We start from the raw sequence: 3,741 nt of genomic DNA on the forward strand, positions 1-3,741 counted from the left end.
GGCACTGGCGCCACTACTCGAGACAGGCTAAACTAAGACAAGGTCTCAACCTGTTATTTTTTAAGTTATTTATGTTACATGCCAGCATGTAAATATGGTGTACTTTCCGGTGGCACCGGGACCGGTTCCCGGACATGACACCAAGGCAGTGAATGGTCTACAACGCATCAAAGGGGAGCGGACATGAGTCTCGCAGTTCACTACAATCGGAACCGATCCACGCGAATGGTCACACCGCTTCACGACCTTGGGCTGGCGGACCGGCAACACCTCGCCCTCCCCCTGCCGCACCACGGCGCATCCGCGCAGCAGGTACTCGACGCGACCCTTGAGCTGCTCACGGTCGCCGAGGAATACATGGACCGCTACACTCGGCTCAACAGCGCCGAAATCACCGACTCACCCACAGGGCGGGCCGAGACCGAAGAATCAGTGACATGGATGCGCTCCAGCCTGAACGACATCACCGCCACGCTCATTGGAATAGCCACCCACCCGGCACCATAACACCACCCCGCAGCGACCCCAGGGCCGGTGAACCCTCCCCTGCGCAGACCCGGGATCACTATTCCAAATAGCTCCCGGAGGCAAGGGGGGATCCCGTCCAGCCAAGGACGCCGCCCCACACCAGCACACACTGTTCCTCCCCATCCCAGGGAAGGCCAGGACCGCTGCTACATCGGGGGCAGCATTCCATACCACCCGCACGAGCATGCCCGATCCTGGGCCATTCCTTGAAAGCGCCCGTCATGTGCCGCTCCCTGCGTCGTGACGATTTGAGCGGTGTTTCCCGTGGACGCCTCAAGCCCGGACGGTTGCCAAGGTATCGGTGTCACTGACGGATGGGCGCCTGCCAGTGCGGCCCTTGGGCAGGGGCGGCCGGGCCCAAGGGCCGCACCAATCGCCGCTGAGGCCTCTGAACATGCTGCGTGAGTGCTGATTGAATCCGTTGAGTTAAGCCCACTGGAAGAAAACGTGGGGGTTTACGATACGTTCAGGAGTGTCGGGTCTAGAGGTGCGGCCGGTGATGGCTGCGTGTTCAGTTGGTGGAAGGCTCGGGCGATGTCATCGGCTTGGTCGTGGCCCAGGTCTGTGATGACTGTGCAGGTCCCAGCGTGGCAGATCGTCAACGTCTCCCTGCCGAGCTTTCTGCCAGTGTGCATCGCTGCGATGGAACCCAGCGCGAGATCGGTCAGTGAGCCGGAGTCGGTCGTGATCTTTTTTAAAAACAGCACACGGCGGTGGGTGATCGCTGCTATGCCCAAGGTGTTCCCGAGCACGCCAATACCCATGGCGTGCACGCGTTCGTCGCAGTCCAGTAGATTCGCCAAGCGGCGGAGGTCCTTGCTACCGAAAGCCTTGCTCAGCTTTGAGGCGGCTTGGGCTATACCGTGATCGAAGAGCATCCTCTCGGGTAGTTCCTGAGCGATGGCGGCCAAATACGCGGCGTGCTTGTTGCCCACAGCGTCCAGAGTCCAACGGATTTCAACGCCTAGGCCTGTCTGGGAGATGACACCGTTGATCATCGTTGCCCTGCGGTTCCTGATCAACGCCCGCGGGACATCAATGCACATGGTGTGGGCGTCCGCGCAGGCCACTGAAAAGCCAGCCCCAGCGGCAGCGTCTTGGAGCCGGATGAGTACGGTTTTGACATCACTGAGCAGTAACCAGCTGACGGTTCGTGCGATCACGACCATGGTTAGTTCCCTTTGCGTGCTGGGAGCGATGGCGGCCCCGGTTGAGGCCACCAAGCGGCACTCAATAGGGGGACCAACATCCGGTGCCGCTCAAGTCAGGCGCCGCAACAATGATGGCTTCTGAAATCATGTCCCGCGCTGTGCCACCCTTGGTGCGCAGTAGATCCGGCAGCCCCGAGCTGGACGTGAATTGCTAGGTGATGGCAGGATGCGATCCCACCACCACCTACCCCCAAAGAGAGTGCGTATGCCCCCCAGCGAAGCATTCACTTAAAAATTATGTTTACCATAAACCGATACAATAAGCGTGATTCATGTCACTATTTCATGATGATGCGCTTCCATGACATCCACGCCAGCCACGGTCCGGTTGCCCCGAACAGTGCAGATTCTCATTTTGGATGCCACTTGCCTTGGTTTCAGGCCACCAGGTGCACAGCGAGGCCGAACCCACCCCCAAGCTCAGAAATGTTCATTGTATTGATCAGAAAAAGGATCAGATTCCTGAACTCCCCTCCCTGGGGCCGAGCGCCCCGCCCTTACCGTCGCTCATGAGCTCACCGCGGCATACTTTCCGCTGCCGTTCAGGGCTGCGTACAGTGTTTGCCGTGAGACGCCCAGATCCCGGGCCACCTTGGCTTTGGGTACGCCCTGGGCAATCCGTTCCCGTGCCAGCTGGATCTGCTCTGGCGTAAGCTTCAGAACCCGCTCGTAGACGCCGTTCCTCTTGGCGATGGCAATACCTTCGGCCTGTCGCTCATGGATGGTCTTGCGTTCCAACTGCGCAATCGCAGCGAGGACTGTGAGCGTGAACTCGCCCTGAGGTGTGTCGGTATTCAGGGCCGGGTTGTCGATGAACTCTAAAGCGACGCCTTTGGCTTTGAGTTGTTCAACGAGCGCAAGCAGGTCGGTCGTGGACCGTGCCAGACGGTCCGGTGACTTCACCCGAACCTTGTCCCCGTCCCGGACGTAGGTGAGCATCTCTTGGAGTTGGGGTCTGCCGTCTGTGTTCTTGCCGCTGACCTTCTCACAGAACAGCCTGTCAAGCGTACCGAGTGCTTCGAGTTGCCGCGCCTCGTTCTGGTCGGCAGCACTAACCCGCACATAGCCAACCACCTGTCTTTTGTGTCCAGTCATCACTAAGACCCTTCACCAGTTATGTCCAACGACAACCGATAGGGACTTTGATTGACGCGACTCTGCAGCAATCACAACGTGTTCGTCTGGGTACACCCAAATGGACAGGCAACAACGGCCCCGGTGCAACGAGCTTTCACTCACCGCATCGGGGCCGACGTGGTTCTTCGGTACCAGCCAACTTGGGTTCCTACAAGTACCGCCGTAGCCGTCACCCGGTCGGTCTTCCCCGCGCACGCGGGGAAGACACTTTCCGGCCCAGCCCGAACTTTCCGTAGCCGGAAATACCCCCGCGCACGCGGGGAAGACATACCGCCACAAGTGGTGGGAATACGGATATCGGAAATACCCCCGCGCACGCGGGGAAGACTTCTTCGTGGGGGCTGGGGCGATCAGCTCACAGGAAATACCCCCGCGCACGCGGGGAAGACACTTTCCGGCCCAGCCCGAACTTTCCGTAGCCGGAAATACCCCCGCGCACGCGGGGAAGACATACCGCCACAAGTGGTGGGAATACGGATATCGGAAATACCCCCGCGCACGCGGGGAAGACTTCTTCGTGGGGGCTGGGGCGATCAGCTCACAGGAAATACCCCCGCGCACGCGGGGAAGACCTGTCTGCTTCTTTGGCGCCCTTGTGCGGGTCGGAAATACCCCCGCGCACGCGGGGAAGACACCGGGGTGCCAGTCTCACCATCAGTGAACACGGAAATACCCCCGCGCACGCGGGGAAGACTTCTTCGTGGGGGCTGGGGCGATCAGCTCACAGGAAATACCCCCGCGCACGCGGGGAAGACCTGTCTGCTTCTTTGGCGCCCTTGTGCGGGTCGGAAATACCCCCGCGCACGCGGGGAAGACACCGGGGTGCCAGTCTCACCATCAGTGAACACGGAAATACCCCCGCGCA

General features: G+C 60.2%; 3 protein-coding genes and 1 CRISPR repeat array. Of the genes, 1 reads left to right on the forward strand and 2 read right to left on the reverse strand.

Features of this window, described 5'->3' with window-relative positions:
* Window positions 1-183: 183 nt before the first annotated feature.
* Entirely contained in the window at window positions 184-507 is a 324-nt protein-coding gene (locus tag Q4P21_RS05160) for a hypothetical protein (protein WP_303387743.1), read from the forward strand.
* A 476-nt stretch (window positions 508-983) separates the two neighbouring features.
* Here the strand turns inward: Q4P21_RS05160 and Q4P21_RS05165 are convergent, their stop codons facing one another.
* Window positions 984-1,697 (reverse strand): PH domain-containing protein, encoded by a 714-nt coding sequence (locus Q4P21_RS05165; protein ID WP_303387744.1) that lies wholly within the window; start codon window positions 1,695-1,697, stop codon window positions 984-986.
* A gap of 549 nt (window positions 1,698-2,246) precedes the next feature.
* Window positions 2,247-2,834, reverse strand: a complete 588-nt coding sequence (locus Q4P21_RS05170; protein WP_303387745.1) for a recombinase family protein — start codon at window positions 2,832-2,834, stop codon at window positions 2,247-2,249.
* A 219-nt stretch (window positions 2,835-3,053) separates the two neighbouring features.
* Window positions 3,054-3,692: direct repeats of the CRISPR family, unit length 29 nt; unit sequence GGAAATACCCCCGCGCACGCGGGGAAGAC.
* Window positions 3,693-3,741 lie beyond the last annotated feature (49 nt).

The organism is Arthrobacter sp. (assembly GCF_030540645.1).
In the GTDB taxonomy this organism is placed as follows: Bacteria; Actinomycetota; Actinomycetes; order Actinomycetales; family Micrococcaceae; genus Specibacter.